The sequence below is a fragment of the Nonomuraea sp. NPDC049624 genome (assembly GCF_040675255.1).
In the GTDB taxonomy this organism is placed as follows: domain Bacteria; phylum Actinomycetota; class Actinomycetes; order Streptosporangiales; family Streptosporangiaceae; genus Nonomuraea.
Genome location: NZ_JBFAOR010000008.1, coordinates 453,825 through 468,140, shown reverse-complemented (window position 1 = coordinate 468,140; position 14,316 = coordinate 453,825). Strand labels below are relative to the sequence as shown.

Here is a 14,316-nt window from a genome sequence, read left to right as displayed (position 1 = left end):
CTTCTCCAATGTCGTGAGACAGGCCGGAGGTTCCATACAGGGAACCCGGTCGTATCCGTAAAATTTACGGTATTCCTGCCCCGCGAGTGAACTTCTTCAAACGAAGTGACAGCACAATCATCGCGATTCCATACAGGATCGCGAAAATGCCGATCAGCCAGACGAGGCTCAGCATTCCGGCGCCGGGCCAGATGAGGAGCAGCACACCGAAGATCACCGACAGGATGCCGGCGATGATGAACATCCACTCGTTCTCGATGGACTTGCGCAGCCGCACGCCCGCCACGATCTCGGAGATTCCGGAGACGATGGCCCAGAAGGCGATGAGGTAGAGCAGCGCGAGCGAGGTGATCCCGGGCCAGGCGAAGGCCATGATGCCGGCCACGATGCCGACGATGCCGGAGAAGATCAGCCAGGCCCGTGACCGGGCGCCGTGCCGGAAGGCGGCGAAGAGCTCGAAGACGCCGGAGACGATGGCGTACGCACCGAAGAAGATCACCAGCACCAGCAGAGTGATTCCCGGCCAGATCAACGCCAGCACACCGAAGATGATCGCGGCGATGCCGCGGACGAGCAGCAGCCACCACGAACGCGTAAGTTCCTGCATACTGGTCTGCTTTCCGTGATTGGTGCGAAAACAGACCAGCTTTGCGTCAAATGTCGACCTACATGTGGGAATAGACCACGATCGACACCGCGATGTACTGCACCAGGTACGCGGCGATCGTGCAGGCGTGGAAGACCTCGTGGAAGCCGAACCAGCGCGGCGACGGATCCGGACGGCGCAGCCCGTAGACGATCGCGCCGGCCGAGTAGAAGACCCCGCCCACGGCCACCAGCACGACGGCGGCCACCCCGGCCCCTTCGAGCAGCTGCGGCATCACGAAGATCGCCGTCCAGCCCAGCGCCAGGTACAGGACGGTGTAGAGCCAGCGCGGCGCGTTCATCCAGCACACCCGGAACAGCACCCCGGCCAGCGCGCCGCCCCACACCACCGAGAGCACGGCCACCCTGGCCGCGCCGTCGAGGGCGAGCAGCCCGAACGGCGTGTACGTGCCCGCGATGATCAGGTAGATGTTGGCGTGGTCGAACCTGCGCAGCACCTCGGCCAGGCGCGGCCCCAGCGTGCCCCGGTGGTAGGTCGCCGAGATGCCGAACAGCAGCCCCGAGGTGATCGCGTAGACGCCGGCCGCCAGCCGGGCCTGCAGGGTCGGGCCGAGCGCCACGAGCACGAACCCGGCCACCAGCGTCACCGGCAGCGCCCCGGTGTGCAACCAGCCACGCAGCCTCGGCTTCACGGTGATGGTCGTCATGTAACCTACGGTACCGTAGGTTACGGATTGAGCTGAAGTGCCAAAGGTCACAAGGCGTCCGCGCGGGCCGGGCCGTCACAGGCCGTTCAGGAAGCGCACGGCGATCGGCACCGCCGCCGAGCGGCCCGATCCGCCGTTCCTGACGAACACGCAGAAGGCCAGGTCGCCCCGGTAGCCGATGAACCAGCCGTGCGAGGTCTGGTCCTGCACCTCGGCGGTGCCCGTCTTGCCCGCCACGCCCTCCGGCAGGCCGGCCTGGCTCGCCGTCCCGTGGTCCACGACGGCGGCCATCATCTCCCGCAACGCCCCGACCACGCCCTCGTCCAGCTTGACGTCGGGGAACGGCTCGCCGTCCACGCGGCGCACGTCGTCCTCCGACAGCAGGCGGGGCGAGCGCCACGTGCCGCTCTGCACGGCGGCGGCCACGGCGGCCATGCACAGCGGGGTGGCCACCACCGTGCCCTGGCCGATGACGTCCAGGGAGAACATGTCCGTGCCCTCGGTCTGCTGCATCGTGCCGCACCGGCCGCCCACGCCGGTCGCCATCGGCCGGTCGAAGCCCCAGCGGGCGGCGGTCCGGCGCAGGTCCTCCAGCGACAGCCGGGTGGTGGCCTGCTCGACGAACGTGGTGTTGCAGGAGTAGGCGTAGGCGTCGGCGAAGGTCACGGTCCCCCGGTCCACGTCGCCGTCGTTGCTGATCGCCGCCGAGAAGTCCGGTGCGTACGAGGCCGGGCAGCCCATCTCGTCGCCCGTGGCGACCCCCTTCTCCAGCAGCGCGGCGGCGACGATCGTCTTGAACGTGGAGCCGGGCGGGAAGGCGTCGCGCACCGCGCTGAAGTTGTCCTCCAGCCGGTCGGCCAGGGCCAGGATCTCGCCCGTGCTCGGCCTGAGCACCACGATCGAGGAGTTCGCCACGCCGTCCAGGGCCCGCGCGGCGGCGGCCTGGACCGGCTGCGACAGAGTGGTGCGCTCGACGTTCGCCTTCGGCAGGCGGGTCAGCAGCACCTTGTCAGGCCGTCCCGGCGCCCGCGACACCAGCTCCAGCCCGTGGTTGGCCTTGGCGAACTCGGGCTTGAGCGGGTCGAGGTAGGCGTCGGCGTAGCTGTCGTTGGGGATCTTGGCGCCCTCGCTGGTGACCAGCTCGGCCGCCGGGGCATCGACCTCCTCCACCTCCAGCGTGCCGCCGTCCTTGAGCAGCGGGTGCAGCGTCTCGGGCGTCCACAGCACCCGCCAGGCCCGGTCGCGCACGCCCAGCCGCAGCGTGCTGTCGAACGGCCACGGCCCGAGGTCCGTCAGCTCCCGCACGCCCGCGAAGCGCACCTCGGCCGACTCCTCCCCCGTGCCGCGCACCGGCCCCGGCGTGAGCCGGATCGACTCGACGTGCAGGTTCTCCGACAGCTGGCGGTGCCGGTCGAAGAAGTCGGCCGGCGGCCGGTCGACCAGCAGCGCCATGCCCGCGACGTCGCCCTTCCGCCAGGCGTCGAAGTACGCGGCGGCGGTCTTGGCGGCACTGCCCTTGACGTGCCCGGCGGCCAGAACGGCGAAGGCGCCCGCCGCCAATACCGCGACAACCGCGATGACGAGCACAATCAACCTCTTGCGTCGCATACGGTTCTCCCAGGGAGGGATCAGCGTGGCACGTGGACAGCGGGAACCGATGCCTGGCCGTTATCCGGTGACGTTCGGCGAGGTCGAGCTTCTCCGGGACCTGGACAGGCAGGACGGCTGGGTGCTGTCCAAGGATGGCGTACCTCAGTCGTACGTTGACCTACAAGACCCGACATTTCTGGATTTCGAGTACGTCAGGCTCATGGCCGACGTCATCGACCTCCTGCCGGAGGGGCCGCTGAGCTGCGTCCACATCGGGGGCGGCGCGTGCACGATCCCGCGGTACGTCGCGGCCACCCGCCCCGGCTCCCGGCACATCGTGATCGAGCCCGACGGCCTGCTGGTCAACCTGGTCCGCGAGCAGCTCGACCTGCGCTCGGTCCCCCGGCTGAAGGTCATCGTGGCCGGCGGCCGCGAGGGCACGGCCAAGGTGTGGGACGACTCGGCCGACCTGGTCGTGCTCGACGCGTTCACCGGCGCCACGATGCCGGTGGAACTGGCCACCGCCGAGTACATGGGCGACCTGGCCCGCGTGCTGCGCCCCGACGGCACGCTGCTGATCAACATGGCCGACGGCAAGGGCCTGGCGTTCGCCAAGCGGCTGCTGGCCACGGTGTGCGACGCGTTCCGGCACGTGGCGCTGCTGGCCGAGCCGGGGATCATGCGGGGCCGCCGGTTCGGCAACCTGATCGTCGCGGCCTCGCGCACGGAACTGCCGCTCGACCTGCTGTCCCGGCGCGCGGCCGGCGGCCTCACCCAGGCGCGCTGCGTGCACGGGGAGACGCTGCAGAACTTCATCGGCGGCGCCTACCCCATCAAGGACGGCGACGCCGTGCTCGCCCCGGTCCCGCCCCCGGCCGTCTTCGGCTGAGCCGGCGCCCGGACGGCGGGGTCAGCGCCCAGACAGCGGGGTCAGCGGCCGGACGGCCCCAGGTAGGCCAGCACGGCGGCCACCCTCCGGTGCACGTCGCCGCTGTTCTCCAGCCCCAGCTTGGTGAAGATGGCGTTCACGTTCTTCTCCACCGAGGAGATCGACAGGTGCAGGGCGCGGGCGATGCCGGCGTTGGAGCGGCCGTGGGCCATCTCGCGCAGCACGTCCCGCTCCCTCGGGGTCAGCGACTCCCCCTGCCCGCGGACCTCGCGCCTGGCCAGCAGGCCCTCGACCACCTTGGGGTCGATGACCGAGCCGCCCGCGGCGACCGCCCGGATCGCGCCGAGCAGCTCGTCGAGGTCGCCCACGCGGTCCTTCAGCAGGTAGGCGAACCCGGCCGTCCCGTGCTTGAACAGCTCGAAGGCGAACAGGGCGTCGGAGAACTGCGACAACACCACCACGCCGGTGCCGGGGTGGCCGGCCCTGATGCGGTGGGCCGCGTCGATGCCCTCGAAGCCCGGCCGCCACTCGCCGCCGGGCATGCGGATGTCGGTGACGACGACCTGCGGCTCCAGCCTGCGCACGGCGTCCAGCAGCTCGTCGGCGTCGCCGACCGCGCCGACGACGGTCACCTCGCCGGACAGTTCCAGCAGCTGCCGGGTGCCCTCGCGCACCAGGTAGTGGTCGTCGGCGACGACCGTGCGGACGGGCTCAGGCATCGGCCGGCACCCAGGCGTGCATGCGTGTCCCCTTTCCGGGCTCGCTGTCGAGTTCCATGCCGCCGCCCAGCGCGTCCAGGCGGTCGGCGAGCGTGGCCAGGCCGCGGCGGGCGGCGGTGGCCGGGTCGAAGCCCCTGCCGTCGTCGGCCACGGTGGCCCGTACGCGGCCCGCCGCCAGGGTCAGTCGTACCTCGATCCGGACGGCGGCGGCGTGCTTGAGCGCGTTGGCGACGGCCTCGCTGACGGTGAAGTACATCGCGCCCTCGACCTCGTCGGCGAACCGCCGGGCCCGCAGCCCGGGGTCGGCGGTGACGGTCGTGGGCACGGGCAGCCCGGAGCAGCGTTCCTCGACGGCCTCCACCAGGCCGCCCTGGCTGAGGGCCGACGGGTGGATGCCGGCGGCCAGCTCGCGCAGGTCGGCGAGCGTCTGGCGGGCCTGCTCGCGCAGGCGGGCCAGCGCGTCGGGGCCGGCGCCGGTGACGCGGGCCAGCTCCAGCCCGGCGATGAGCGCGACGAGCTGCTGCTGCACGCCGTCGTGGATGTTGCGCTCGATCCGCCGCCGCTCGGCCTCCTGGGCGTTGACCAGGCGGGCGACCAGCCCGGCGCTCTGGACGGCCAGCCCGGCGGGCACGGCCAGGGCCTCCAGGAAGCGCCGGTCCTCCCGGTCGTACCGGCCGGCTCGGCGCGGGCCGAGCTCGATGCGGCCGAGGCCGCCGCGCACCGGCACGGACAGCGCCGTCCCGCCTTCCTCCTCGCCCGCGGCCACCCGGGTGCCGTCGGCCAGCGTCACGGCCGCCCACCTGGCCTCCAGCCCGTCGCGGACGGCGGCGGCGAGCCTGCCGAGCTGCTCGACCGGCTCGGGCGTGGCCGCCAGCGCGGTGCCGAGGCCGGACAGCACCTCGTCCACGGTGGGCCGCAGGTCGAAGATCAGGTGCAGGCGGGAGCCCCGCAGCCCGAACCGGATGTCGAGCAGCCGGTGCCGCACGATCCCCACCAGGACGGCGACCGGCAGCGCCGTCATCACCGCGAGCAGGCCGACCAGCGCGGCGCCCCACAATTGCGCGTCCATCAGGAACAGCAGCAGCACGCCCGCGAAGAGCTGGACGGCGGTGCCGGCGACCATCCAGGCGTACTGACCGCGCTCGGGCGGCTGGCTGCGCCACCAGTGGACCACGAGCCCGGCGAGGACGACGACGGCCGTCAGGAAGACGAGGAACTGGCCCAGCCCGCCAGCCGCGGCCGCCCAGATCGATCCGGCCGTCAGCTCGCGCGGCCGGGCCAGGTTCCCGCCGAACAGCCCGAGCCCCACCGTGTGCATGGCGATCGCGATCCCGCCGACCCACGCCACGGGCCGCCAGCGGCGGGACGGCAGGCGGCCGTCGGGGAAGAGCAGCGGGACGAAGACCCAGGTCAGGCCGTAGAAGACGGCGAAGAGCGCGGACAGCCAGACGACGACCGGCCCGGTGTGGTGGAACCTGATCGCCACGCCCGTGCCGAGCGCGCCGAGGCCGAGGCACGCTCCGGCGGCCAGGAACAGCCAGCCGTACCGCAGGTCGGGGCGGCGGACGGTGAGCAGCCAGCCCAGCCCGGGCAGCACGACGCCGAGGACGGCGAAGGCCCACTCCTGGGGCGGCACGGGCAGCCCGGACTCCAGCAGCGCGCCGGCCAGGACGCTCCCGGACCCGATGGTCGCCAGCGACCCGGCGAGCAGCCTGGAACTCATGGACCACCATCGTCAAGGGGAACCGAAAGGGCGTCTATGAGGTTAACCGCACATTCCGTACGGACAGCCCCACCTGCCGGAACGGCGGCCCGTATGGTGGGCGCGGGCCCGCCCGCGGCTGTTGGCTGGGCACATGTCTCACTACAGGTTCCCCGCACTGGCCACGGCCGTCATGGCCGCGGCGGTCACGGCCTGCGCGACGCAGCCCGTGCCCGCCCTGGCCACCGTCACGGCTTCCCCCGCTGCCTCCCCGACGGCGAGCGCCGCGGCCGAGATCCCCGACACCCCCGTCGGCCGGCAGCTCCGCTGGCTGCTGGAGGCGGTCACCCGGCTGCCGGTCGGCGAGGCCGAGCTGGCCGGGCACTTCGCGCCGGGCTTCCTCGCCCAGATCCCTCCGGCGCAGCTCAACCAGGCGCTGGCCGGGTTCGAGGACATGCGGCTGGACCGGCTGGACCAGGCCCAGGAACGGTCGTTGTCGGCGACCGTCACGGCGGCCGGCAAGGCGTTCACCCTCGCGCTCGGGGTGGACGGCGCCGGGAAGGTCGACTACATCGAGTTCACCGGCGTCGCGCCGGCCAGTTGGTCGGAGCTGGACCAGCGGCTGCGCCAGGCCGCGCCGCGGGCCGGCTTCCTGGCCGCCGAGCTGACCGGCGACGGCCGCTGCCGCCCGGTCCACGCGGTGGCCGGCGAGAAGACCTTCCCGCTCGGCTCGATGTTCAAGCTGTACGTGCTGGGCGCGGTGGCCGAGCGCATCAGGAGCGGCGCGTTCGGCTGGGACACCGAGCTGACGATCAAACCCGAGCTGAAGAGCCTGCCGAGCGGCGAGCTCCAGGACCGCCCGGACAACAGCAAGGTGACGGTGCTGGAGGCGGCCCGGCTGATGATCTCCATCAGCGACAACACCGCCACCGACCTGCTGATCCACCAGGCCGGTCGCAAGGCGGTCGAGCGGGTCGTGCGCTCGTGGGGCGGCGACCGGCGCAACGTGCCGTTCCTGACGACCCGGGAGCTGTTCGTGCTCAAGGGCGCCGACTACCCCAGGCACGCCAAGCGGTACCTGTCGCTCGGCACGTCGGCGCGTCGCGGCTACCTGGCCGGGGTCGTGGACAAGGTGCCGCTGTCGAAGGTGCGGCCGTGGGCCGAGCCGCGCGAGCTGGACCGGCTGGAGTGGTTCGCCACGCCCGCCCAGGTCTGCCGCGCCTACAGCGGCCTGGCCCGGCTGAAGGACCCCCGCGTCGGCGAGGTGTTGTCGATCACCGACGCGGGGCTGCGGCTGGACAGGAACCAGTGGCCCGTCGTGTGGCACAAGGGCGGCTCGGAGCCTGGCCTGCTGGCCATGAGCTTCCTCGCCCGTACGGCCGCCGGCCGGACGTACGTGGTGTCCACGACGGCCGTGAACCCGGACACCCCCTTCCAGCAGGGCCCGGTGGCCCAGGAGCTGCTGGTGCTGACGCGGGGGGCGTTCGGGCTGGTCAAGTTCTCGTAGCCGGCGCTCTCAGAGGGCGGCGTGGGCGAGGTCGACGAACAGGGCCGAGGACCAGCCGAAGCCGGTCGTGGCGCGGCCCGCCCGCCGTCCCGTGAGGGGGTTCCAGTACTCGTACAGGCCGCCGCCGTCGCGCACCATGGCCAGGGTGCGGGCGGCGAGCTCGGCGGCGACGTCCGGGTGGCCCGAGCGGCGCAGGCCGTCGATCAGCAGGTAGTTGACGTTCAGCCAGACCGGGCCGCGCCACATGGCGTCGGGGTCGAAGCGCGGGTCGTCGAAGGCCACCGTCGGGACCGGCCGCTCGCCCCAGAAGGCGGGCGAGGTCAGGTCCTGGACCAGCCGGTCGGCGATCCCGGCCGGGAGGCGGCCGGTGAGCAGCGGCATGAGGTCGAGCGGCGTGCGCACGTCGGCGTCGGCCGCGCCGGCGACCTTGGTGACGAAGCGGCGGCCGTTCCAGCGGCGTTCGACCATGCGGTCCACCAGCGCCTGGGCCCTGGCCCGCCACTCGCCGGCGTCCTTGCCGAGCGCGGCGGCGATGTCGCCGAGGCGGTCGTACTGGAGGGCCAGGTAGGAGTTGAGGTCCGGGGGCTCGGCGCGCGGGCCGCCGTCCCAGATGGGGCTGTCGTCCAGGCCCGAGGAGTACGGGTGCAGGTATTCGGCCAGGCCGTCGCCGTCCGGGTCGGAGTGGGCGAACCACCACTGCTGCGACCTGACCAGCGGCTCGTAGACCTCGGCCAGGAAGCCCGGGTCCGGGTCCACCTCGTGGATCTTCCACACCGCCCAGGCGGTCAGCGGCGGCTTGGTGACGGGCACGACGTGCCGGATCGGCTCGCCGCCGACGTGCTGGGCCAGCCGGGCCAGGTCGGAGCGGGGCAGGTCGGTGGTCTCAGCGAGCACGCCGTGGTCGTGCACGACGTCCGGGATCAGGCCGTCGGGGCGCTGGTTGTCGAGCAGGATGCGGATCTGCTCCCTGGCCAGGGCGGGGTCGGCGTGCCGCAGGGCGATGGCGTGGAAGTAGGAGTCCCAGTTCCACAGGCCGACGTAGCCGTACTTGGAGGGGACGAGGGATTCCCTGCCCTGGATGCGCACCAGGTTGACGGCCAGCGTCCACCAGGCCTGCTCGGCGCGTTCGCGCAGCTCGCCGGGGACGGCGGGCATCCGGGCGAACCAGGCGGCCCAGCGTTCGGCGGCCTCGGCCAGCACCTTCGCGCCGTCGGTGACGGTCCGCTCGCCGGCCAGGGTGAGGCAGCCGTCCACGGCGGCCTCGCCGCCGTCCCAGACGGCCCTGGCGCCCTCGCCGACCGCGACGAGGGTGTCGGGGTCGGCGAAGGCCAGGGTCACGTCACCGTCGAACTCCACCCGGTGGGGCAGGGCCCGGCGTACGCGCAGTTCCCGGGAACCGGCGTAGAACCGCAGCCCGGCGCGGACGGTCGTGTCGTCGAGCCGGGTCTCGTAGAGCGCCTCGGCGACGCGCAGCGAACCGTCGTCGGCCGCCATGACGAGCAGCCGCGAGCCGCGCTCGGTGAAGGGACGTTCGCGCAGGTCCAGCACTTACTTTCCTCCCAGGCCGGAGGCGGCCATCGAGTTGATGATCTTCCGCTGCCCGATCAGGAACGCGATCAGCGTCGGCACCACGGCGATCGCCGAGGCCGCCAGGATCTGCCCGTAGTCGGTCGCGCCGTGCTGCTGGGCGAACTGGCTGAGCAGCAGCGGGACGGTGGCCAGCTCCGGCGTGTTCAGGAAGATCAGCGGGAACAGGAACGAGTTCCAGGACGCCAGGAACACGATGATGCCGAGCGCGCCGAGACCGGGCCGGATGTTGGGCAGGACGATGCTCCAGAAGCACCGCCACCGGCCCGCGCCGTCGATCCTGGCCGCCTCCTCCAGCTCGATCGGCACCGCCCTGATGAACTGGCGCAGCAGGAACACCGCGAACGGGTTCGCCAGCGACGGGACGATCAGCGACAGGTGCGAGTCGATCCAGCCGAACTTGGCCAGCATCAGGTAGAGCGGCACGATCGTCACCTGCGACGGCACCATCTGCGTGGCCAGGAACAGCACGAACAGCACGCCCGAGCCCCTGAACCTGATCCGGGCGAAGGCGTAGGCGGCCATGGCCGAGGTGAGCAGGGTGAGCACCACGTTGAGCGCGGCGATGTAGAAGCTGTTCCAGTACGCCAGCCCGAACGGCATGGTTGACAGCGCGTCGGGATAGTTCTGCCAGGTCCAGGGGTCGGGCAGCCAGGCGGTCGGGTCGTTGATCATCTGCCGCACGCCCTTGGCGGAGGTGAACAACATCCACACGAACGGGAACAACATCAGCAGCCCGCCGACCGTGAGCGCGGCGTGCAGTCCGATCTGCCGTGATCTCATGCGTACCGCCTCACGAGTCGTAGTGGACGAAGCGCTTCTGCGCGGCGAACTGGACCAGCGTCACGAGCAGCGTCAGCACCAGCAGGATCAGGGCGGCCGCGCTGCTCGGCCCGAACTCGAACTTCTTGAAGCCGAGATCGAAGATGTGGTAAACGATCGTGCGCGCGCCCTCGTTGTCCTTCGGGTCCACCAGCACGTAGATCTGGTCGAACGCCTGGAACGAGCTGATCACCGCGACCACGGTGGAGAAGAAGATCGTGGGTGACAGCAGCGGCAGCGTGACCGACCGGAAGATCCGGAAGGAGCTCGCGCCGTCGATCCGGGCGGCCTCGACGACCTGCGGCGGGATGGTCTGCAGCCCGGCCATGAAGATCACCACGTTGAGGCCGAGCGAGGACCAGATCGTCACCACGGCGATCGCCACGATGACCCAGCCCGGGTCGAGCAGCCAGTCGGGGCCGCTGACGCCGAACCAGCGCTGCAACGAGGTGTTCAGCACGCCGTTCTCGTCGCCGGCCAGGATGACCTGCCACATCAGGGCGACGGCCACCGAACTGGTGACGACCGGCATGAAGTACACGACCCGGTAGACGTTGCTGCCCTTGATGCTGTTCAGGGCCACCGCGATCAGCACCGCCAGGGCCAGCCCGAACGGCACGGTCAGCAGCGCCAGCTTGACCGTGTTCCACACCGCGCGGCCGAACAGCGGGTCGGTGAGCTGGGCGGCGAAGTTGGACAGCCCGGCCCACGACTTCTCGCCGAGCCCGTCCCAGTTCATGAAGGCCAGCACCACGGCGAACCCGAGCGGGATCACCAGGAACACCACCAGCGCGCCGACCTGCGGCGCGAGGAAGATCGCGGCCCACCAGCCGTCGCGGTCGCGCAGCTTCTTGGCGGGCCGCGCGGCGGTCTTGCCGCGCGGCCCGGCGAGCACGGCCATCCGCTAGCCCAGCTTGCCGTCGACGAGGGTCTGCAGCTCGGTCATGCCCTGCTCGAAGCCGAGCTTGCCCTGCCAGACCTTCATCAGGTGCTCGTTGATCGAGGCGGTCAGGCCGGGCACCGCGACCTCTTCGGGGTAGTTCGCGAAGCCGGTGTCCCGCACGTCGAGGAAGGTCTGGGCGTGCGCGGGGTAGTTGCCGGCCAGCACGACCTGCTCGGCGCCCTTGATCGAGGGCACCGCGCCGCCGTCCTTGAGCCGCAGGAGCTGGCCCTCCTTGCTGACGAACTCCGTCAGGAAGGTGAAGGCCTCCTTGGGCTGCTTGGTGCCCTTGTTGAGCGACAGGTAGGAGGCCGCCACGGCGCCGGGCATCGGCTCGCCGGTCTCGGACGGGAACGGGACGATGTCGTAGTTGTCCAGCTCACCGCCCTTCTTGACGATGTCGATCACCCAGCGGCCGCCGGCGTAGAAGCCGACCTTGTGCTTGATGAGCTGGGTGTTCCCGCTGTTGCTCGCGGGCTGCAGGTCCGCGCTCAGGAACGTCTTGTCCTGGTAGCCCTTGGCCAGGGTCTCCAGCGCCTTGCGGGACTTGGGGTCGGTGGTGGCGACGAACTTGCCGCCGTCCCAGACCTTGCCGCCGAAGCCGGAGATGACCGAGTACGTGGATCCGTACCAGTTCCAGTAGACGGACCCGCCCAGGCCCGCGGCCTTGAGCTTGGCGTTCATGTCCAGGTACTTGGCCATGGTCCACTGCTTGGAGGCGTTGAGGGCGGCCGGGTCCTCGGTGATGCCGGCGGCCTTCAGGGCCTTCTTGTCGTACCAGAGGACCTCGGGGTTGGTGTCGTTCGGGACGCCGTAGATCTTGCCGTCCTTCTTGGCGCCGCCGTACACGCCCTCGAAGAAGTCCTCGGGCTTGCTCTTGGAGTCCGGGCCCGCGAGCTGGTCGTTGAGCGGCGAGACGACACCGGCGGAGACGAACTTGCCGATGTTGTCGTCGCCCACGAAGAACACGTCGGGGGCCGTGCCGCTGGTGAGCTGGGCGAGCAGTTTGGGGTGGTAGTCCTCGTACTTGGCGACGGACTCCAGCTTGAGCTTGATGTTGGGGTGACGCTGCTCGAAGTCCTTGGTGAAGGACTCGTAGAGCTTGACGTCCTCCGCCGATCCCCACGTGGACCAGCGGATGGTGACCTGCCCTGCGGCGGCGTTCCCGCTCACGCCTGGAACGTTCCCTCCACCGCCGCTGCAGGCGGTGGCGGCGGTGGCGAGCAGACCCAGTACGGCCAGCGCACGCTTCATGATGGGCTCCTTCGGGGGGGTGGTGCTGTTGGGGGCTACGCGAGCCCGCCGCCGTCGACGACGAGAGCGGAACCGGTGACGTAACTGGCGGCGTCGCTCGCCAGGAAGAGGACGGCCTGGGCGATCTCCTCGGGGCTGCCCGAGCGGCCCATCGGCCGGTCGGCGGCGTCGGCCTCGAAGGCGGCCCAGTCCTCGTTGAGCTGACGGGCCTCGTCCCGCAGCATCGGGGTGTTCGTGTCGCCGGGGTTGACGGAGTTCACCCGGATCCCGGCCTTGGCGTGGTCGATCGCCAGCGCCCTGGTCATGTTGACGACGGCCGCCTTGGAGGCGCAGTAAGAGATCGCGTTCCCACCGCCCTTGAGGCCCCAGCCGGAGCCCGTGTTGACGATCGAGCCGCCCTCGGTCATGAGCGGGATGGCGTGCTTGCACATCAGGAACACCGAGCGCACGTTGACCGCCATCACCCGGTCCCACTCGTCGGCGTCGAGGTCGAGCGCGGTGGTGCGGCGGATGATGCCCGCGTTGTTGAACAGGACGTGCAGGCCGCCGTAGGTGTCCACGGCCGTGCGGGTGATGCGCCGGCAGTCCTCCTCCGCGGACACGTCCCCCTGGACGGCCACCGCGGCCGCACCCGTCCGCGTGATCTCTTTGGCCGTCGCCTCGGCCCCGGCGCCGTCGATGTCGGCGACGACGACCTGGGCGCCCGCCTCGGCGAAGAGCAACGCCGTCGCCCGGCCGATGCCGGAGGCACCGCCGGTGACGATCGCGACCTTGCCATCGAGCCTGTTCATCCGTAGAACTCCTCACTTGCCGCACAAATGCGATAAATCGTGCTTTCGCGGTATCCGGTGATCACCCGTACGTGCCCGGACAGCTTCCGGTCCAGTTCCTGGTCCCCGCTGTCGGCCAGCAGCGGCCGTCCGCCGAGCCCGGCCAGCTTCTGCTGGGTGGCCAGCACGACCAGCCGGTCGCCGTCACCGGGGACGCCGCCGAGCACCTCGTCCAGCACCCGCGGCGAGACCTGCTGGTTGCCGCGGCCGAGCACGAAGCCCTGGCCGCCGATCACCGACAGCACGATGACCGTCTCCCGGCCGCGTACCAGCTCGAACAGCTCCCCCTCGGTCACGTCGGCGGCCACCAGGTCGGCGCCACCGCCCGCGCGGGCCTCGACCACGTCCACGCCGAGCAGCGTGGTGGCGAGCCCGAGCTCCCTGCCCACGGCCGCCGTGGTGGCGCCGGGACCGAGCACGTAGCGCGCCCCCGGCCGCAGCCGGGCCGCGACCTCCCGGGCGATGCCCTCGACCGTGGCCGGAACCGCGTCCGAGGAGCCCGCCTTGCGTCCCGACAGGGCCGCGCGACCTGCCGGGACGCGCAGGCTACCGTAGAGCCGGGGGCTGACGAGCCCGCGGCGGTAGCGCTCCTCGTCCAGGTCCACCACCTCGGCCTCGACGCTGTCCGGCCGGGCCAGGAAGTCGGCGGCCACGAACCCGGCGGTGGCCGGGCTGAGCGCGAAGCATCCCGAGTACACCTTGACCCCGGCCGGGATCCCGAGCACCGGCGGCGCCTGGCCGCCCAGCTCCCGCACGGCGTCGAGCACGTCGCGGGCCGTGCCGTCGCCGCCGGCGAACAGCAGCAGGTCCACGCCGGCGAGCGCGGCGACGGCCGCCCGGGTGTCCGCGGCCGTGGTCGTGGCCGTGCTCACGTCGTTGCCCTGGACGCCGGAGGGCGCCAGCTCGTACGGGACCGCGGCGGCGCGGGCGCTGTCCTCGCCCATCGCCCCCGCCACGGTCACCAGCCGGGCCCCGGGACGGCGGGCCAGCAGCGTGGCGACGGCCTGCGCGGCCCGCCGCCCGGCCTTGGGCTCGGCGCCCTTGGCCAGGGCCGCGCGCTGCACGTCGGCGCCGTCGCTGCCCTTGAGCCCCACGGACCCGCCCAGCCCGGCGACCGGGTTGACGACCAGCCCGATCACGCCGTTCCCTCCGGACGTCATGGC

Annotated in this window: 13 protein-coding genes; 2 read left to right on the top strand and 11 right to left on the bottom strand. The window is 71.6% G+C overall.

Annotation, left to right across the window (positions count from 1 at the left end):
* Positions 1 to 64: 64 nt before the first annotated feature.
* The 3 genes from AB0J76_RS33255 to AB0J76_RS33245 all read right to left on the bottom strand — a co-directional run bounded on the left by AB0J76_RS33255 (position 65) and on the right by AB0J76_RS33245 (position 2,921).
* The gene (locus tag AB0J76_RS33255) at positions 65 to 607 is read right to left on the bottom strand and encodes an HdeD family acid-resistance protein (protein WP_352325190.1); all 543 of its coding nucleotides are present in this window, start codon (positions 605 to 607) and stop codon (positions 65 to 67) included.
* Between the two features lie 58 nt (positions 608 to 665).
* The gene (locus tag AB0J76_RS33250) at positions 666 to 1,313 is read right to left on the bottom strand and encodes a hemolysin III family protein (protein ID WP_352325192.1); all 648 of its coding nucleotides are present in this window, start codon (positions 1,311 to 1,313) and stop codon (positions 666 to 668) included.
* Positions 1,314 to 1,388: 75 nt separating this feature from the next.
* Positions 1,389 to 2,921 (bottom strand): penicillin-binding transpeptidase domain-containing protein, encoded by a 1,533-nt coding sequence (locus tag AB0J76_RS33245; protein WP_352325193.1) that lies wholly within the window; start codon positions 2,919 to 2,921, stop codon positions 1,389 to 1,391.
* Positions 2,922 to 2,946: 25 nt separating this feature from the next.
* Between AB0J76_RS33245 and AB0J76_RS33240 the strand changes: the two genes are divergently transcribed.
* Entirely contained in the window at positions 2,947 to 3,792 is an 846-nt protein-coding gene (locus AB0J76_RS33240; RefSeq protein WP_352325194.1) for a fused MFS/spermidine synthase, read from the top strand.
* Positions 3,793 to 3,833: 41 nt separating this feature from the next.
* Here the strand turns inward: AB0J76_RS33240 and AB0J76_RS33235 are convergent, their stop codons facing one another.
* Positions 3,834 to 4,511, bottom strand: a complete 678-nt coding sequence (locus tag AB0J76_RS33235; protein WP_352325195.1) for a response regulator transcription factor — start codon at positions 4,509 to 4,511, stop codon at positions 3,834 to 3,836.
* Positions 4,504 to 6,234: an ATP-binding protein gene (locus AB0J76_RS33230; RefSeq protein ID WP_352325196.1), complete on the bottom strand. Its 1,731-nt coding sequence runs from the start codon at positions 6,232 to 6,234 to the stop codon at positions 4,504 to 4,506. Before AB0J76_RS33230 ends, AB0J76_RS33235 begins: the two co-directional genes overlap by 8 nt.
* A 133-nt stretch (positions 6,235 to 6,367) precedes the next feature.
* On the opposite strand from AB0J76_RS33230, the gene AB0J76_RS33225 reads away from it, so the two are divergent.
* On the top strand, positions 6,368 to 7,720 hold the full coding sequence (locus AB0J76_RS33225; protein ID WP_352325197.1) for a serine hydrolase: 1,353 nt from the start codon (positions 6,368 to 6,370) through the stop codon (positions 7,718 to 7,720).
* 9 nt (positions 7,721 to 7,729) lie between these two features.
* Here AB0J76_RS33225 and AB0J76_RS33220 read toward each other — a convergent pair whose 3' ends face one another.
* From AB0J76_RS33220 to AB0J76_RS33195, 6 genes are read right to left on the bottom strand one after another with little or no spacing between them, the layout of a single operon-like run.
* Positions 7,730 to 9,268 (bottom strand): glycogen debranching protein, encoded by a 1,539-nt coding sequence (locus AB0J76_RS33220; protein WP_352325199.1) that lies wholly within the window; start codon positions 9,266 to 9,268, stop codon positions 7,730 to 7,732.
* Positions 9,269 to 10,090: a carbohydrate ABC transporter permease gene (locus tag AB0J76_RS33215; RefSeq protein WP_352325200.1), complete on the bottom strand. Its 822-nt coding sequence runs from the start codon at positions 10,088 to 10,090 to the stop codon at positions 9,269 to 9,271.
* 10 nt (positions 10,091 to 10,100) lie between these two features.
* Positions 10,101 to 11,030: a sugar ABC transporter permease gene (locus AB0J76_RS33210; RefSeq protein ID WP_364391629.1), complete on the bottom strand. Its 930-nt coding sequence runs from the start codon at positions 11,028 to 11,030 to the stop codon at positions 10,101 to 10,103.
* A gap of 3 nt (positions 11,031 to 11,033) precedes the next feature.
* Complete coding sequence (locus tag AB0J76_RS33205) at positions 11,034 to 12,323, bottom strand: sugar ABC transporter substrate-binding protein (protein WP_352326116.1); 1,290 nt, start codon at positions 12,321 to 12,323, stop codon at positions 11,034 to 11,036.
* A gap of 35 nt (positions 12,324 to 12,358) precedes the next feature.
* The gene (locus AB0J76_RS33200; RefSeq protein WP_352326115.1) at positions 12,359 to 13,114 is read right to left on the bottom strand and encodes an SDR family NAD(P)-dependent oxidoreductase; all 756 of its coding nucleotides are present in this window, start codon (positions 13,112 to 13,114) and stop codon (positions 12,359 to 12,361) included.
* Positions 13,111 to 14,313, bottom strand: a complete 1,203-nt coding sequence (locus AB0J76_RS33195; RefSeq protein ID WP_352326114.1) for an NAD(+)/NADH kinase — start codon at positions 14,311 to 14,313, stop codon at positions 13,111 to 13,113. Before AB0J76_RS33195 ends, AB0J76_RS33200 begins: the two co-directional genes overlap by 4 nt.
* Between the last annotated feature and the right edge of the window lie 3 nt (positions 14,314 to 14,316).